A 17220-nucleotide genomic window follows, 5' to 3' on the forward strand; every position below is an offset into this window, starting at 1 on the left:
TGGTAGCACCACGGTGATAAGGTTTCGTTAATCACCTTGCACGGAGAAGCCCGCCAGGCAGGGGCTTTCCGGCGTTGATTGTGCTGGCTTAATCAAGGGTTCACCGCGCTTTGCTACCGGCTGCAGCACAGGATAGGTGAGATGCATCTGCTGTTCGCCACATCGATCGTGCCCGACGGCGCTCTCGCCTCGGGCTATGAGATCGCCAACGCCGCGATCATCGCCGCCTTGCGGCGCGCCGGCGCGCGTGTCACGGTCATCGGCTTCACCTGGCCCGGGAAAGCCGCGGCCGACCCGGAAAACACGGTCGTCCTTGGTGCGCTCGACGTGCGCACGGACACTGCCTCCGCGCTGCAAAAGCTCGCCTGGGTCGGCAAGGCGATGCTGTCGGGCCTAACCTTTGCATCGGTCAAATTGCGTGTGGTGTCCGACCATGATGTTCGAGCCGCTCTCGAACAAGCCGGCCCGTTCGATGGCTATGTGCTGAATTCCGTGCAGTTCGCCGGCGCCTTCGAAAAGCTCTTCGAAGACCGGCCTTCGATCTTCGTCGCCCACAATGTCGAGCATCTCTCGGCGCGCGAGAACGCCGCTGCCGTCACGAGTATCTTTCAGCGCTTGCTGTTCCGCCGCGAGGCAAAGCTGCTCAAGATCATGGAAGAGCGTCTGTGCCGCCGCGCGCGCTTTGTCTTCACTTTGGCCGAGGAGGATCGCACGGCACTCGGCGTCGCCTCCGATGATCGCTCGGCGGTGCTGCCGCTGGTGACCGGCGCCAGGACGCCAACCCGGAAAGGCCCGCGCCAGATCGACTGCGACGCCGCTTTGATCGGCACCTGGACCTGGCAGCCGAACCGCATCGGCCTCGACTGGTTCCTGGGCAAGGTGGTGCCGCATCTGCGGCCCGGTTTCCGCATCCGCATCGCTGGCCACATGCCTTCCGGCGTTACCTCGACGCATCCGGGTGTCGAGTTTGTCGGCCGCGTCCCGGATGCCAGGGCTTTCGTGTGCGGCGCCGCCGTTATCCCGCTGATCAGCACCGCTGGCAGCGGCGTGCAGTTGAAGACTATCGAGACCTTCGAGCTTGGCCTGCCGTCGGTCGCCACCAGCCGCTCGCTGCGCGGCATCGACCATCGCCCCGACAATTGCGTCGTCACCGACGATCCGGTCGCCTTCGCCAAGGCGCTGGAGACAGCGGCTGCCACCATCCGGGACGTGGATGGCGGCGCGTTTCATCGTCAGCAGGTCAAGGCGCTAGATGTCGCCATCCGGCTCGGCCTCGAAAAACTCGGGACGGTCAGGCAGGAGGTGTTTGCATGAATATGCACACCGCCCGCGCCGTGTCCGGGGTCGACAGCTTGAAGACGATCCTCGGCATTCCGGTGCTCGCCATCCGCTGGGGCGATGCGATCGCCCTGCTGAACCGGCTGATTGCCGAGCGGCGCTTCACCAAGCTCAGCTTCCTCAACGCCCACAATGCGAACATCGCCTATACCGACCCGATCTTTGCCGAGGCGCTTGACGATTTCCTCATCCTGCCGGACGGCATCGGCGTCGATCTCGCTGCCAGGCTTCTCTATGGGGCGCCGTTTCCGGACAACCTCAACGGCACCGATTTCGTGCCGGCCTTCCTGCAGGCCTCGACCAGGCCGCTGACCGTCGGGCTGCTCGGCGCGACGCGTGTCAACGCAGAGGCGGCATCGGTCAAGCTGGCGGCCCTTGCCGTGCAGCACGATTTCGTGGTCATCCATGATGGCTATTTCTCCGCCGAACAGGAACCGGAGATCATCGGCCGGATCGAAGCGCTGCGGCCCGATATGCTGCTGGTCGCCATGGGCGTGCCGCGCCAGGAACTATGGATCGAACGCCACATCGATGAACGCCACTGCACCTTGCCGGTCGCGGTCGGCGCGCTGCTCGACTTCCTGAGCGGCTCGGTGCCGCGCGCGCCGCTGTGGATGCGGCGCCTGCGCCTGGAATGGCTGTTCCGGCTGGCGGTCGAGCCGGGCCGGCTCTGGCGCCGCTACGTGGTCGGCAATCCCCTATTCCTGTGGCGGGTGCTCAAGCAGAGATGGTCGCGTGGAGCCGAAACGGCCGGAGAGCTTCGTTGAACAAGAGGTTCGTTCTAAACGCCCTTGCCGGCCCGGAACTGTTGCCGAAGACGCCGACGGCGGCGGTGGTGACGGCAAGCTACGCGCCGGACTTCGAGCGTTGCCGCCTGTTGTGCGAGACCATCGATCGGCATGTCTCCGGTGCCGCGCATCATTACATCCTGGTTGAACATCGCGACGTCCGGCTTTTCCGCCAACTGGAGACAAACCGGCGCACGGTCGTCGACGAGCGCGACCTGCTGCCGCGCTGGCTGCGCGCTTTCGACGATCCGCTCAGCCTGCTTCGACGGCGTGTCTGGCTCAGCCTGAAGACGCAGCCGCTGCGCGGTTGGCACGTGCAGCAGTTGCGCCGCATCGCCATCGCGGCGCATGCCAGGGAAGACGTTCTGGTCTTCTGCGATTCCGACGTCGCCTTCTTGAGGCCTTTCGACTGCAGCACGTTCTGGCGCGATGGCAAGACGCGGCTGTTCCGTCGTGACGGCGTGCTTGCGGATGAGGGCCACGACGAGCATCGCGTCTGGTCGCGCAATGCAGGTTCGGCGCTCGGCGTCGATGCGTCCCGGTCATCGATCCACGACTACATTTCGACGCTAATCGCCTGGCGCCGCGATACCGTGCTTGCCATGTGCGGACAGATCGAGAAGGTCCATGGCCGCGACTGGGTCGAGGTCGTCGGCTCGGCGCGCAAATTCTCCGAATGCATGATCTATGGCCGCTATGTCGACGATCTGCTGGACGGAGCCGGTCACTTCCACGCTTCGGAAGAATTCTGCCGCGTCCACTGGACGGGCGAGGCGCTGTCGGACGGCGAGTTCCGCCGCTTCGTTGCCGACATGGCGCCGGAGCAGGTGGCGATCGGCATGCAGTCCTTCATCGGCACCGATATCGGCCGCATCCGCCGCCTGATCGGGCTGGATGAAGCATGATCCCGAAAAGTGGGAACCAGTTTTCGGAAAAGATCATGCTTGAAACAAGAATGTCCTAAATCGCCTTCGCCGGCTTGCGCAGCGCCGAATAGGTCAGCAGCATCGATGCGAGGTAGAGCAGCAGGAAGACGATGTTGAGCGACAGGATCAGGGTCGAAGTGTTGGAAATTGTGGTCAGCACATAGGTCAGCAGCAGCGCCTTCAGTCCGGCGAGCAGGCCGAGATTGAGCGCCCGCACCAAGGTCTGGCCGCGCGCGAACAGAAGCTCGGCCTGGTATTCGACAAGATTGCGCAGGCCCGGGACGCAGATCGCGAGCGCCACCAGGGGCGCGGCCTCGGAGACATTCCTGCCGAGCGCATTGGGGAAGAAATGCAGCACGATGCCAAGCGCGGCCAGCGCCAGCGTCGAAACGAGGAACACGCCGCCCTCGATGCCGCTCTTGACCGTCAGCCGCGACAACAGGTCCGGCGCGCGCATCATGCGTTGCACCAGCATCATCGAGAAGGTGCGGATCGGGATCGCCGTCAGGTCGACCAGCCGCATGATGATGGCATAGATGCCGGCCAGATGCGGGCCGCCGATCGCCAGCACCAGCAGCTTGTCGAATTCCGATTGCAGATAGAACAGCACCTCGGCGCCGGCAACGTAGATGGAATCAGCAAGCCGCCGCAGATAGAGTTCGATGCGAAGCCGCAGTCTTTGGCGCGGATAGAAGAAACCGAAGGCAAGCAGCAGCGAGGAGGCGTTGGCGCCGATATAGAACCACGACCACACCCAGATGCTGTGCTGCGCCCAGACCATGAACAACACCGCGCCAAGCGCCCGCAGCGCCGTCGCCAGGATCGCCAGTACGGCGGCACGGCCGAATTTACCCAGCCCGTTGTTGACGATCAGGGCGACCTCCACCGGCCGCCACAACAGCGCTTCGGCGAACACGATCGCCGAAAACACCGACAGCGGCACGGTGCCGGCAAAGAAGACCAGGTAGACGCCGAACGAGGCCGCGGCCAGCAGCGGCAGCGAGACGATGCCGAGCAGCAGGAAACCGGCGGTGAAGGTGCCGATCAGATTGGGGCGGATGGTGGCGGTGCGGTAGAGCGCCGAGATGAAACCGAAGGCCAGGATGCGCGACAGCATCACGCCGGCCGCCGAAGCGGTGGCGAACATGCCGAACTCGGAGATCGACAGCGTGTTGGCGAGTGCGATGAAATAGGCGAGTGAAAACACCAGCCGCCCGCCGGCACCGCTGATCGCCGAGAAATAGTCGCGGACCAGCCCCCGCCGTTCGGCCACGAAAGTGCCGATCCGGGCGAAAGTGCGCCTTTGCGGTATGCCACGAGCCTCGGTCATGTGCTGTGAAGCCATAGGCGGCAAAGCTTAACGCGCGGTTTTGAGGCCCGAACGCGCTGAAATTGCCGCGCTTGAGGTTATGAAAAGCTTACACGCCGGCCTGCCAAAATTAACCTTTTATTTCCTATGCTTGTTTAGCGTGACTTAACGAATGCCCGACCGCCGCTGCCAAGCGGCCAAAGAGTGAAGCTCCAAGACATGGTCGACAGGGAAAACCGTGAAGACTGGAGGCGCGAGCGTTCATTGCTGGCGCTCGGCCAGGCCATGCGCGGTGAGGACCATGCGTCCTTGGTCTCGATAGGGGATCGGGCAGATCCGGAATGGCGCGAGGACGCCGCCACACGCCATCGCCTTGCCCGTTCCCGGCGTGAGGCGCGGACGAACCCAACTGCGTCTGCTGCCGTTGGCACGGAGCGGCTTCGGCCGGACGAGCAGCCGGACGCGGCCGCGCAGGACGACGCCTGGCACTCGCAGGAGGACGCCGGCAGCGGCGATCCGCCACCGGCCATGCCGCGCGCACGAACGGCCGATGAAGAACCTTCCGGCAGCACTCGCACTCATGCCGCATCCGGATCCCGCCAAGAGGGCGACGCATCCTTTGGCGATCGCGGAGATGACCAGCAATGGAAGCCGCTGATCGATCCGATGCAGGTGGTGCGCGGCATCGCCAGGTCGAAGCTGCTGATCATCACGACCACCCTGATTGGTGCCGGGCTCGGCGTCGCCATCGCGCTGTCGACGCCGAAGAAATATGAAGCCACCGCCGAACTGATTGTCGATCCGCGCGACCTTAAGCTCACCGACCGCGACCTTACCCAGAGTGTCGTCGCCTCCGACGCCACGCTTGCCATCGTCGAAAATCAGGTCCGGGTGCTGACCTCGGGCACGGTCTTGAACAAGGTTGTCGACAAGCTCAACCTGGTCAACGATCCGGAGTTCAATGGCCAGGGCACCGGCGGCCTCGGCATCAGGTCTCTCATCCATTCTATTCTGTCGCGCCAGGATGACCCGAGCGGTGCCGATGAAGTTCGCCGGCGCGCGCTCGCGGTTGGCAACCTGGCCGAAAGCCTCTCGGTCGAGCGCGGCGGCAAGACTTTCGTCATCACCGTCAGCGCAATCACGCAGAACGGCGAGAAATCGGCGCTCATCGCCAACACGATGACGGACGTGTTTCTGCAGACATTTGGCCAGATACAGTCCGATACCGCTGGCCGCGCGACCGACGAACTGACTGCAAGGCTCGATGAACTGCGCAAGGGCGTCGAGGCGGCCGAGCGCAAGGTTGAGGATTTCAGGGCCTCGCACGATCTTGTCGATGCGCAGGGGCACCTGATCAGCGACGACGAGATGCTGAAGCTCAACGAGCAGCTTTCGGTCGCCCGCGCCCGAACGTTGGAACTGAATGCAAGGGCGGCTTCGGCGCGATCTCTCGATGTCAATTCGGTCCTCTCCGGCACGTTGCCGGAAGAGATCAACTCCAACACGATGAGCGACCTGCGCTCGCAATATGCGACGCTCAAGCAGGAGGCAGACCGCGCCGCCATCCGGCTTGGGCCCCGCCATCCCGAACTCCAGGCCGTCAACGCACAGATCGCCGGTGCCCGCGACCGCATCGCCGGCGAGTTGCGCCGCATCGCGTCCTCGCTGCAGGTTGACCTGAAACGCGCCGTACAACTCGAACAGGACCTCTCTTCCCGCCTTGCCCAGCTCAAGGTGCGCAGCGGCGACGTCAACAGCGATCTGGTATCAATGCGCGAACTGGAGCGTGAGGCCGCCGCCAAGCGCTCCGTCTACGAACAGTTCCTGCTGCGCGCCAAGGAGACCGGCGAGCAGAAGGACATCAACACCGCCAACATGAACGTCATCTCCAAGGCCTTTGCGCCGCTTGAGGCGAAAGGCCCGTCGCGGGCCCTGACGGCGCTTGCCGGCCTGCTTCTGGGTTTTGCCTCCGGCCTCGGTCTTGGGGCCATGCGCGGCGCCTATGAAAGCTTGCGCGAGACCGCGGCATCGCGCTCGCGCCGTGACCGCAAGGCGCCCCTCGAGGAGCAAGTATTACGGGCACCAACGCCGCCCGCCCCACCACTGCCGGCAACGCCGGTGCCTCCGGCGCCGACGCCACCCGCATCGCCGCCGCCTCCCGCACAGGCCGAAGCCGCGCCAGCCGAACGGCCCGGGCGGATCGGCGCGCTGATGGCGACGTTGCGCAATGCCCTATCCCGCAAGCCACCCGCCGAAGCGGACGACGACATTTCCGGCGAGTTCGCCGCCTTTGGCGGAAACACGCGGCCAGCGGCGGATGCTTCGGTGCCCTCCGGCCTGCCGAACCTGGATTCGACCTTCATGCCTCGGCCGGAGCCGGCGGACTATTCGCGGCCGCCTTTCCAGCCAGGTTTCGATGCCACTTATACCCGCCCGATGGGCCCGCCGTCGCGGTCGCCTCTGATGCAGCCGCAGCCGATCAATCCGGCTCCGCCACCCTATCCCCCTGTACAGCAGACGGGCTATCCGCGGATGCAGCCGTGGCAGGCGCCGTCGCCGGCAGGTCACCTCTACACCCAAGCCATGGCGCCTTATGCCGGGCATATGCCATACCCGCCGCAGCCTGCTCCGCCGCAGTCACCAGCCTATCCAGCCGAACCATCGGCAGGGCCTTCGCAGGTCGAGGAAAGCGCCGAACAGGCGCCGATCGAGGAAATTCGCGCCAGCCTGCGCGAATTCCGCGAGGCGGTCCGCGAACTCACCGAGAGCCGCGCCCGCCGCCGCTATTTCTGAGCTACAAAATACGTTGCCGAGGCGGAACAAAACCTTCCCGGTTTCGCGTAAACGGCATCGGACGGCGTTTTGGCGGGATTGCCTGGTGGTATTTTCGTGACAATGCCGCGCTGCATGTTGCCGGCGCCGCTGCACTGTGTTCCCGGAAGCGGCGTTGGACGAAACGATGTTTGAGGATGGTTCATGGCCGAAGTGATTGACGGAAAGAGCGTTGCCGAGGATGTGGTGCGGACGGTCAAGACACTGACCGCCGAGCTGGTCGCCAAGGGCAAGGCCAAGCCGGGTCTGGCCGTGGTGATCGTCGGCGAGGACCCCGCCAGCCAGGTCTATGTCGCCTCCAAATCCCGCACCGCCAAGGAATGCGGCTTTCATTCGCTGCAGCACACATTGCCGGCCGAGACCACCCAAGAAGCGCTGCTCAAGATCATCGGCGAGCTCAATGCCGATCCGGCCATCAACGGCATCCTGGTGCAGCTTCCGCTGCCCGCCCATGTCGATGCCGGCAAGATCATCCAGGCCATCGCGCCGCAGAAGGATGTCGACGGGTTCCATTTCATCAATGTCGGCAAGCTCGGCACTGGCGAGCTCGACACCGCCTTCGTTCCCTGCACGCCCGCCGGCTCGATGCTTCTGATCGAGCGCGTGCGCGGCAAGGACCTGTCCGGCCTCAACGCCGTCGTCGTCGGCCGCTCCAACATCGTTGGCAAGCCGATGGCCAATCTGCTGCTTGCCGCCAACTGCACTGTCACCATCGCCCACAGCCGCACCAAAGACTTGCCGGCACTTGCCCGCACGGCTGACATTCTTGTCGCCGCCGTTGGCAGGCCGGAAATGATCAGGGGGGACTGGGTGAAGCCCGGCGCCACCGTCATCGATGTCGGCATCAATCGTATTCCCGCACCTGAAAAAGGCGAGGGCAAGTCGCGCCTCGTCGGCGACGTTGCCTATGCCGAGGCGGCCAGGGAAGCAGGCGCCATCACCCCGGTGCCCGGCGGGGTCGGGCCGATGACCATTGCCATGCTGATGGCCAATACGTTAGCTTCTGCCTACCTTGCTGCCGGATTGAAACGGCCCTCCTTCTGAAAGCGCCAGCTTTGCCGAACCACTCTGTTTCCCAGGAACGGCCGGTCACGAATGATCCCGTTCAAGGTGGCCGGCAGTTCGCGTTTCTGCTGGTCGACAAGTTTTCCATGTTCTCGCTGGCCGCCGCTATCGATACCTTTCGTTCGGCGAACCGCCTGCTCGGCCGCGATTTCTATGGCTGGACCACGGTGTCGGCAGACGGCGATCCGGTGATGGCGTCCAACGGCCTGCCGCTCAAGATCGACTACAGTGTCGCCGACCTGCCACCGGTCGACATCCTCTTTGTGTCGGTCGGCCTGACGACCGAATTTCCCGGCAAGAGCAAGGTTCTGGCAGCCTTGCGCGGCTGGGGCCGGCGCGGCAACGCGCTTGGCGCGCTGTCGGTCGGATCCTACCTGCTGGCCGAGGCCGGCCAGCTCGACGGCTACCGCTGCACCATCCATTGGGAAAACCGCGCCGGCTTCATGGAGCGCTTCCCCGACATCAACTGCACCGGCAATGTCTTCGAGATCGACCGCAAGCGCTACACATGCGCCGGCGGCACCACCTCGATCGACCTGATGCTGGAGATCGTGCGCGGCGATTTCGGCTCCAATCTCGCCAATGGCGTCGCCAACCAGTTCCAGCATGAGCGCATCCGCTCGGCCGGCGACCGCCAGCGGGTCGGGCCGGAACGCGACCTGACCGGCAAGTCGGAGAAGCTGAGGCGCATCGTCGAACTGATGGCCGATCATCTCGACGAGCCGCTGTCGGCGGTGCAGCTTGCCAAGTCGGCCGGTCTTTCGGTGCGCCAGGTGGAGCGCCTGTTCCTGCGCCACCTCAATGTCACGCCCGGCCGCTACTATATGCGGCTGCGGCTGGAACGGGCGCGCGAATTGCTGCGCCAGACCAACATGCCGATCCTCGACGTGGCGATCGCAACCGGCTTCACCTCGCATTCCTATTTTGCCCAGAGCTACCGGCTGCAGTTTGGCCGTCCTCCTTCCGAAGAGCGTCGCACCACCTACTGAGCTGCCCCACGCTTCGGGCCGGCCCAACCCAGGTGCCTGAGGACAGGGCCGCATCTGGGCTTGTGTCCCAAGGTGGGCTCAAATAGCTTCAGCCGGCGGACGGGGTGGCTACTCAGGAGATTTCGATGGCGGGACTTGCACGGAGCGTCGCTGCGGCGATCCTCCTTTTGTCGATGACGACATTCGGCTTTGCCGCGAACAAGGTCATCATCATTCTCGACGCATCCGGGTCGATGTGGGCGCAGATCGACGGCAAGCCCAAACTTGAGATCGCCCGCGAATCGCTGCGGACCGTGCTTCAATCGGTTCCCGCCGACGACGAGATCGGCTTCATGGCCTATGGCCATCGCGAAAAAGGCAGCTGCGACGACATCCAGCTGATCGTGCCGCCGCAGGCGGGCTCGGCAAGCGCCATCACGGATGCGGCCGACAGCATGAAATTCCTCGGCAAGACGCCGCTGACGGCCGCCGTCAAGCAGGCGGCCGAAGCGCTGAAATACACCGAGGACAAGGCGACCGTCGTCCTCATCACCGATGGGCTCGAAACCTGCGGTGGCGACCCTTGCGCGCTTGGCAAGGAACTCGAGGCGTCCGGCGTCGACTTCACCGCCGATGTCGTCGGCTTCGGGCTGACCGCCGACGAAGGCAAGCAGATCGCTTGCCTCGCCGACAACACCGGCGGCAAATACATCCAGGCCTCGGACGAGAAGGCCTTGCAGCAAGCGTTGGCCGAAACCGTCGCCGCGCCGGCACCAGCACCCGCGCCTGAACCGGCGCCGGCTCCCGCCCCTGCGCCCGAACCCGCAAAGGCCGAGTTCAATTTCCAGCCGACAGTGGTGATGGCCGAAGGCGGCGAGCCGATCACCGATGGCAATGCCTGGGAAATCTACAAGGCGAATTCCGATGGCTCACGCGGTGATTCCGTCACCACGGAATACGGCACCTACAACGGCAATCTCGATCCGGGCGACTATATCGTCGTGGCGCGTGATGACGAAGCCAAGGTGGAACAGAAGGTCAAGATCGAGGCCGGCCAGGTCTATAAGCCGCTCTTCACCTTGAACGCCGGCACCGTGCTCATCCATCCCAAGGCCAACCAGGGCGCCGACATCAGCGACGAGGCCCGTCTTGATTTCACCTACCCGAGCGGCAGCACCACCCACTATGGCGACACCAAGATCATCCTGCCCGCCGGGGAACAGAAGATAACGGTTGAGATCGGCAGCGGCTCGGTGACCGAAACCATCCAGCTTGCCGCCGGGCAGAAGATCGAAAAGGATGTGATCGTCGGCGTCGGCCATGCCGTTCTCAATGCCTACTATACAGCCGGCGGCGACAAGGCCGACGCCTCGGGCATCGGCTTCCAGATCGTCAAGGCGAAGAAGAAGATCGACGGTTCGCGTGACGATGTCGCGCATTCCTATGGGCCTGACAGCAAATTCTGGCTGCCGCCCGAGGACTATGTCGCGGTCACCACGCTTGATCTTGCGGTCGTCGAGCAGCCGTTCACCGTCAAGGTCGGCGATATCAAGGACATCAAGGTGCCGCTCGACGCGGGTGTGCTGGCCATGTCTGCTCCCGGCGCCTATTCGATCGAGGTCCTGTCGCCGAAGAAGGACATCCAGGGCAACCGCAAGGCGCTCGGACTCAGCTATGGCGATACCTGGCAACAGACCATACCGGCCGGCGACTATGTCGTGGTCCGGCACATGTCCGATGAAGGCCACGACAAGGAAATGCCGGTGACGGTGAAGGCCGGCGAACGCGCAGAGGTCACGGTTCAGCCGTGATTGTCGCCTGACACGCAAACAAAAAGGGCGGCCATGTGCCGCCCTTTGTCGTGTTCCGTGGAAGATGGCTCAAGCGGTTCCGAACGCACTGGCGCCGTGGTCGGCACGGCCCACCAGTTGCCGGAAGCCGGCGAAAAGCTCGCGGCCGAACCCGAACTCGTTGCCGATGAGATCGGCTTCGGCCGTGCGCCGCAGCGCGAACTCCGTTCCTGGCACCAGCACTTCCAGCGTGCCGGCATCGGCGTCCAGGCGGATGACATCACCGTCATGGATCCTGGCGATCGGCCCGTCCTCGACCGCTTCCGGCGTCACATGGATGGCCGCCGGCACCTTGCCGGAAGCGCCCGACATACGCCCGTCGGTAACCAGCGCGACGCGCTGGCCGCGATCCTGCAGGATGCCGAGCACGGTGGTCAGCTTGTGCAGTTCAGGCATGCCGTTGGCCTTCGGACCCTGGAAGCGGATAACGGCGATGAAATCGCCGGTCAGCGTGCCCGCCTTGAACGCATCGTTCAGGCCCTGCTGGTTGTCGAACACCTTGGCCGGCGCCTCGATGATGCGCCGTTCCGGCTTGACGGCGGAGGTCTTGATGACGGCATGGCCGAGATTGCCCGCCAGCACCTTGAGCCCGCCCGTCGGCTGGAAGGCCTTGCTGAACGGCGCCAGCACCTTTTCGTCGCCGCTTGCACGCGGCGCGGCCTCGCGCACCACGGAGCCGTCGGCGCCGAGCTTTGCCTCGACGGCATAGGGCCGCAGGCCTTCACCCCACACCGTCTGCACATCCTCGTGCAGGACACCCTCGTCGAGCAGTTCGCGGATCAGGAAGCCGAGCCCGCCGGCGGCGTGGAAATGGTTCACGTCGGCAAGCCCGTTCGGATAGACCCGGGCCAAGAGCGGCACGGCTTCCGAGAGGTCCGAAATGTCCTGCCAGGTCAGCGCGATGCCGGCCGCCGCCGCCATGGCGATGAGGTGGATGGTGTGGTTGGTCGAGCCGCCGGTGGCGTGCAGGCCGACGACGCCGTTGACGATCGAACGCTCGTCGATCATCCGCCCTGCCGGCGTATAGGCATTGCCGAGCGCGGTGATCGCCAGCGCCCGCTTCGCCGCCTCGCGGGTCAAGGCCTCGCGCAGCGGCGTGCCGGGATTGACGAAGGACGCGCCGGGCGTGTGCAGGCCCATGATCTCCATCAGCATCTGATTGGAGTTCGCGGTGCCGTAGAAGGTGCAGGTGCCCGGCCCATGGTACGATTTGGACTCGGCTTCCAAAAGTTCGGCGCGCCCCGCCTTGCCCTCGGCATAGAGTTGGCGGATCTTGGCCTTTTCGTCATTGGGCAGTCCAGTCGTCATCGGACCGGCCGGGATGAACACCGCCGGCAGATGGCCGAAGGTCAGCGCCGCGATCACCAGTCCCGGCACGATCTTGTCGCAGACGCCGAGATAGACGGCGGCGTCGAACATGTTGTGCGACAGGCCGATCGCCGCCGCCATGGCAATCACGTCGCGCGAAAACAGCGACAGCTCCATGCCGGGCTGACCCTGCGTCACGCCATCGCACATCGCCGGCACGCCGCCGGCAACCTGGGCGATGCCGCCGGCCTCGCGCGCGGCCTGCTTGATCAGGGCGGGGAAGGTCTCGAAGGGCTGATGCGCCGACAGCATGTCGTTGTAGGAGGTGATGATGCCGAGATTGGGCACCTTGTCGGCGCCGAGCGCCAGCTTTTCCGAGGGACTGCAGACCGCAAAGCCATGGGCGAGGTTGCCGCACGACAGTACGGCCCGGTTGGCGGTCTGGTTCGACGCTTCGGCGATACGGCTGAGATAGCGCTCGCGGCCCGCTCTGGAGCGCTGGCGAATCCGTTCGGTGATGGCTTCGATGTCTCGTCTTGCGGTCATGGCGGTCGGTCCTTTCAGGCGAGGTCCCGGAAACGTCCTCCCGCCGTTGCCGGGACCACAGTAAATCTAGAATCAGGGCGCCCAGAAAACCTCTAGGGGTCTGGGCGCGGCGTCGAGTACGGCGCGGATCGGCTTTCGCGGTCCGGGCGCGACGGCGCCGTCGAAAGCGGTGCGTTTGTCCTCGCCCTCTATGTGCAATGCGATGAAGCCGGCATCGATGATCCGCGCCAGCGTCAGGGTCAGCCGTGGCTCACCCGCACTTGCCGCATGAACCGGCAGGATGATCCCGTCCGAGGCCGGGTCGAGCAGCTTTGCCAGATCATCGGCATCGGGAAAGAACGAGGCGGTGTGGCCGTCCGGCCCCATCCCGAGCACGACGACATCGAGTGGCCAGGGCAGGGACCGCAGTGCCGCATCGTCGGATGCCGCGGCATCCTCGATGCCCACGGCCTTATGGTAGAGCGGCACGAAGCGCGCTGCCTTGGCAGCGTTCTGCAGCAAATTGGCAGCCACAAGTCCGGCATTGGAACGCGGCGAAGAGGCCGGCACGAAACGTTCGTCGACCAGCGTCACGATGACCTTGTCCCAGGCGATCGGCGCCGCCGAAAGCGCCGCGAAGAATCTGGCAGGCGTCGTGCCGCCGGAGACCGCCAGCAACGCCGCGCCACGTTCGGCGATGGCCTTGGTCAGCCGGTCGGCAACGCGGCCGGCCAGCGCCGCGGCCAATTGCGGCCTGTCAGGAAAAGCGTTCCAGTTGTAACTGGCGCCGTTCAATTGCTCTCGTGCCATGTCCGTCCGTCGCGTTCGATCAGCGCTATCGAGGCCGACGGCCCCCAGGTGCCTGCCGTATAGCCCTGCGCTTCCTGCCTTGTGCCTTCCCAGGCGTTCTGGATCGGGTCGATCCATTTCCACGCCGCCTCGACCTCGTCACGGCGCATGAACAGCGTCTGGTTGCCGCGAATGACGTCCATGATCAGCCGTTCATAGGCGTCGGGCGCGCGGCCGTCGAACGATTGCGCGAAGCTCATGTCGAGCGAGATCTGGCGCAGCCGCATGCCGCCTGGGCCCGGATCCTTGATCATGATGAACTGCTTGACGCCTTCGTCAGGCTGCAGGCGGATGACCAGCTGGTTGGCGAAAATCGGCCCGGCGCTGTCGCCGAAGATCGAGTGCGGTATCGGCTTGAACTCGATGACGATTTCCGAAACCCGGGTCGCCAGCCGCTTGCCGGTCCTGAGATAGAATGGAACGCCCGCCCAGCGCCAGGTGCCGATCTCGGCCTTGATGGCGACGAAGGTCTCGGTGTTGCTGTCCTTGCCAAGTTCCTCGACATAACCCTTCACCGGCCCGCCGGAGGACGCACCGGACCGGTACTGGCCGCGTACCGTGTGCTTCGGCGCCTCGTTGCCGTTGATGCGCTTCAGCGCCCGCAGCACCTTCAGCTTCTCGTCGCGCACGGCGTCCGCGTCCATGGACGACGGCGCCTCCATGGCGACGAGGCAGAGCAGTTGCAGCATGTGGTTCTGCACCATGTCGCGCAGCGCGCCGGCCTTGTCGTAATAGGTGACGCGGTCTTCCAGGCCGACGGTCTCGGCCACGGTTATCTGGACGTGGTCGATATGGGCGGAGTTCCACAGCGGCTCGTAAAGTGCGTTGGCAAAGCGCAGCGCCATCAGGTTCTGCACCGTCTCCTTGCCGAGATAGTGGTCGATGCGGAAGATCTGGCTTTCATGGAAGTCGTCGCCGACCAGGTCGTTGAGCGCCTGCGCCGAGGCAAGGTCGCGGCCGATCGGCTTCTCCAGCACGATGCGCGAGTTCGGCGTGATCAGATTGTACTCTTTCAGCTTGTGCGAGATATCGCCGAACAGCGCCGGTGCGACGGCCAGGTAGAAGGCGCGGATGCTTTCGCTCTCGCCGATCGCCTTCTTCAGCTTGTCGAAGCCGGCACCGCTCGTCGCATCGGCCGAGACATAGGAAAGCCGCGCCAGGAAGGTCTTCAACTCCTTGGCGTCGATATCGGCCGGCTTGACGTGATCGGAGATTGCCTGGCTAGCGAAGGCCTGGAATTCTTCGTCGCTCATTTTCGAGCGAGACGTGCCGATGATGCGTGTCGGCTCGGAGAATTGATGGTCGCGCTGGCGATAGTAGAGCGAGGGCAGAAGCTTGCGTTCCGACAGGTCGCCGGTGCCGCCGAAAATGATGAAGTCGAAAGGATCGACGGGGATGATCTGGCTGGTCATGGTCTGTCCGCTTTGACGCCGGTCGCAAGTACGCGGCTGATATATTCTAATCGATTTAAATTTTCCAGTGCCATGCGGTCACATCGAGGACCAATCGCAGGATATTGATTGGGCCCACATGTGCGCTTGACACTGGCGCCACCTGGAGAGCTTGTCGATGAACGGCGACTCCGGAAGCTTTCGCAGTTGCAGCATAGAACGTGAATGTGACGAAAGCTAAGGGAGAAATGGCGTTTCCTGTCGCGGCATGGGCCACGGCGGGAAGCCCTGATTGGCTCCAGGAAGATATCGATGAGTGGGAAAAGCATGCGTCTGGAAAACAAGGTGGCCGTCATCACCGGTGCGGCATCCGGATTTGGCGAGGGCATGGCCAAGCGGTTCGCGGAAGAGGGCGCCAGGGTGGTTGTCGCGGATCTCAATGCCAAGGGGGCAGAGCGCGTCGCCGGCGAGATCGGCGAGGCGGCGATCTGGACGCAGACCGATGTTTCGCTGCGCTCCGAATTCGACGAAATGATCTATGCCGCCAAGAGCGCCTTCGGCCGCATCGACATCATGGTCAACAATGCCGGTTTCACCCATCGCAATGGCGACATGCTCGAGGTCGACGAGGAGACCTTCGACCTGATCACATCAGTCAACATGAAAGCGATCTATCACGCGGCTCTTGCCGTGGTGCCGATCATGGAGCGGCAAGGCGGTGGCGTTATCCTGACGACGGCCTCCACCGCGGGCCTGCGGCCTCGGCCCGGCCTCACCTGGTACAATGCCTCGAAAGGCTGGGCGATCACCGCCACCAAGTCGATGGCGGTGGAACTCGCGCCGAAGAACATCCGCGTCAACTGCCTCTGCCCGGTCGCCGGCGAGACCGGCATGCTGGAGAAATTCATGGGCGCCGACACGCCTGAGATCCGCGAGAAATTCCGCGCCTCGATCCCGCTCGGCCGATTGTCGACGCCGCTCGATATCGCCAATGCGGCACTCTGGCTGGCATCGGATGAAGCCGCCTTCATCACCGGTGTGGCGCTGGAGGTCGATGGCGGCCGCTGCATCTGAAGCAGATTGTCGTGGCAATGCCAGGCAAATGCCATCCGTTGGCTTGACCCGGCCTCCGGCAGTAGCTGCGGCGCGTGCTCGGAAGTGGATCGTCGTAGGCCGATCTCGGCAGCAAGGCTAATGCGCAGGCACATTACGCGCCGGTCTTGATGTAGCTCTTGTAGACCCAACCGGTCTTGCCATTATAGACGATCTGGCACCATTTCGTGCAGCTCATCACCTGCACAGACGTCTTCGCCGGCACCGTGGCGATAGCGGCTGCATTCTTCTTCGGGCCGCTGCGCATGGTCACCGCCCTCAGAATGCGCCCGTTGCCGGCCGCCGCCACTTTGCTCGGCTTGGCGTTGACCTTGCTGCCCTCGTCACCGGCCGTCGCTGGCTGTTGTTCGGGTGCTTGCGGCTGCACCTCGGGGATGGCAGCGGTCTGCGCGCCATCGGGATTGCTGGCCGCGGCCGGGGTCGGTGCGGCAACCTTTGCAAGTTCAGTGGCGGCATCGGTACCGGCCGCCGATTGTGCGAATGCCGCCGCGGTAGCCGGTTTGTCCGGCGTCTTTTCGGTCTGGCTCGGCGCCTGGCCGGCGGCAGTTGGAGTAGGAGCCGCCACAGCCTTTGCCTGGGAGCCGGACCAGCGAGGATCATTGGCCGCGAGTGCGGGAATGGCGGCTTGGGCGACAGCCACGGTCGGTGTGACCTTGCTGGACTTGGGCTCCACCCGCGGCACCGCTGCCGCGACGGTCACCGTCGTCCCCGAGGGGGAAATTTTAGTCGTTTTTACCGGAACGGCCGGAATGCTCTGCTCCTGGCTGGCGGCTGCTTGCCGCTCGCTCGTCGGCAATGCCAGCCAGAGCGCCACCGCGGCCACGCCGAGCAGCGCGGCGGTGCCGACCGCGGCAATCACCAGATGCGAGTTCGAACGGACTTCCTGCCAGAAGGATGGCCGCATGTCGTATCCAAACTGCATAGCAAAGCGCCGACGTTCCGGAGCACCGAAACTGAA

The 17220-nt window shown here is 64.3% G+C and carries 13 protein-coding genes; 8 read left to right on the plus strand and 5 right to left on the minus strand.

The features are described from left to right. Positions 1-141: 141 nt before the first annotated feature. Genes JT360_RS22510 through JT360_RS22520 form a run of 3 tightly spaced genes read left to right on the plus strand, consistent with a single transcriptional unit; the run spans position 142 to position 3031 of the window. Complete coding sequence (locus JT360_RS22510) at positions 142-1314, plus strand: glycosyltransferase family 4 protein (RefSeq protein WP_214474186.1); 1173 nt, start codon at positions 142-144, stop codon at positions 1312-1314. Then, positions 1311-2105, plus strand: a complete 795-nt coding sequence (locus JT360_RS22515) for a WecB/TagA/CpsF family glycosyltransferase (protein WP_214474187.1) — start codon at positions 1311-1313, stop codon at positions 2103-2105. The genes JT360_RS22510 and JT360_RS22515 overlap by 4 nt, the downstream gene beginning before the upstream one ends. Beyond that, on the plus strand, positions 2102-3031 hold the full coding sequence (locus JT360_RS22520; protein WP_214474189.1) for a DUF6492 family protein: 930 nt from the start codon (positions 2102-2104) through the stop codon (positions 3029-3031). The genes JT360_RS22515 and JT360_RS22520 overlap by 4 nt, the downstream gene beginning before the upstream one ends. Before the next feature lie 55 nt (positions 3032-3086). Here JT360_RS22520 and JT360_RS22525 read toward each other — a convergent pair whose 3' ends face one another. Further along, entirely contained in the window at positions 3087-4382 is a 1296-nt protein-coding gene (locus JT360_RS22525) for a lipopolysaccharide biosynthesis protein (protein ID WP_214474191.1), read from the minus strand. 198 nt (positions 4383-4580) lie between these two features. Between JT360_RS22525 and JT360_RS22530 the strand changes: the two genes are divergently transcribed. The 4 genes from JT360_RS22530 to JT360_RS22545 all read left to right on the plus strand — a co-directional run bounded on the left by JT360_RS22530 (position 4581) and on the right by JT360_RS22545 (position 11037). Beyond that, positions 4581-7154, plus strand: a complete 2574-nt coding sequence (locus JT360_RS22530) for a GumC family protein (protein WP_214474192.1) — start codon at positions 4581-4583, stop codon at positions 7152-7154. Between the two features lie 183 nt (positions 7155-7337). After that, positions 7338-8237, plus strand: a complete 900-nt coding sequence (gene folD, locus JT360_RS22535; protein WP_214474193.1) for a bifunctional methylenetetrahydrofolate dehydrogenase/methenyltetrahydrofolate cyclohydrolase FolD — start codon at positions 7338-7340, stop codon at positions 8235-8237. An 11-nt stretch (positions 8238-8248) separates the two neighbouring features. Next, on the plus strand, positions 8249-9247 hold the full coding sequence (locus tag JT360_RS22540; RefSeq protein ID WP_214474194.1) for a GlxA family transcriptional regulator: 999 nt from the start codon (positions 8249-8251) through the stop codon (positions 9245-9247). A gap of 125 nt (positions 9248-9372) precedes the next feature. Beyond that, positions 9373-11037, plus strand: a complete 1665-nt coding sequence (locus JT360_RS22545) for a vWA domain-containing protein (protein WP_214474196.1) — start codon at positions 9373-9375, stop codon at positions 11035-11037. 69 nt (positions 11038-11106) lie between these two features. On the opposite strand, the gene edd is transcribed toward JT360_RS22545, so the two are convergent. From edd to zwf, 3 genes are all read right to left on the minus strand, one after another. Further along, on the minus strand, positions 11107-12930 hold the full coding sequence (gene edd, locus JT360_RS22550; protein WP_214474198.1) for a phosphogluconate dehydratase: 1824 nt from the start codon (positions 12928-12930) through the stop codon (positions 11107-11109). 72 nt (positions 12931-13002) lie between these two features. Next, the gene (pgl, locus tag JT360_RS22555; RefSeq protein ID WP_214474200.1) at positions 13003-13719 is read right to left on the minus strand and encodes a 6-phosphogluconolactonase; all 717 of its coding nucleotides are present in this window, start codon (positions 13717-13719) and stop codon (positions 13003-13005) included. Continuing rightward, entirely contained in the window at positions 13701-15170 is a 1470-nt protein-coding gene (gene zwf / locus JT360_RS22560; RefSeq protein ID WP_214474202.1) for a glucose-6-phosphate dehydrogenase, read from the minus strand. Before zwf ends, pgl begins: the two co-directional genes overlap by 19 nt. A gap of 306 nt (positions 15171-15476) precedes the next feature. Here zwf and JT360_RS22565 point away from each other — a divergent pair, with 306 nt between their 5' ends. Further along, the gene (locus JT360_RS22565) at positions 15477-16223 is read left to right on the plus strand and encodes an SDR family oxidoreductase (RefSeq protein WP_214474245.1); all 747 of its coding nucleotides are present in this window, start codon (positions 15477-15479) and stop codon (positions 16221-16223) included. A 133-nt stretch (positions 16224-16356) separates the two neighbouring features. On the opposite strand, the gene JT360_RS22570 is transcribed toward JT360_RS22565, so the two are convergent. Beyond that, positions 16357-17166 carry an SH3 domain-containing protein gene (locus tag JT360_RS22570; RefSeq protein WP_250888998.1) on the minus strand — a complete coding sequence of 270 codons (810 nt, stop codon included), beginning with the start codon at positions 17164-17166 and terminating at the stop codon, positions 16357-16359. Positions 17167-17220: the final 54 nt, after the last annotated feature.

Origin of the sequence: Mesorhizobium sp. dw_380 (assembly GCF_018588885.1) — a bacterium.
Classification (GTDB): Bacteria; Pseudomonadota; Alphaproteobacteria; order Rhizobiales; family Rhizobiaceae; genus Mesorhizobium.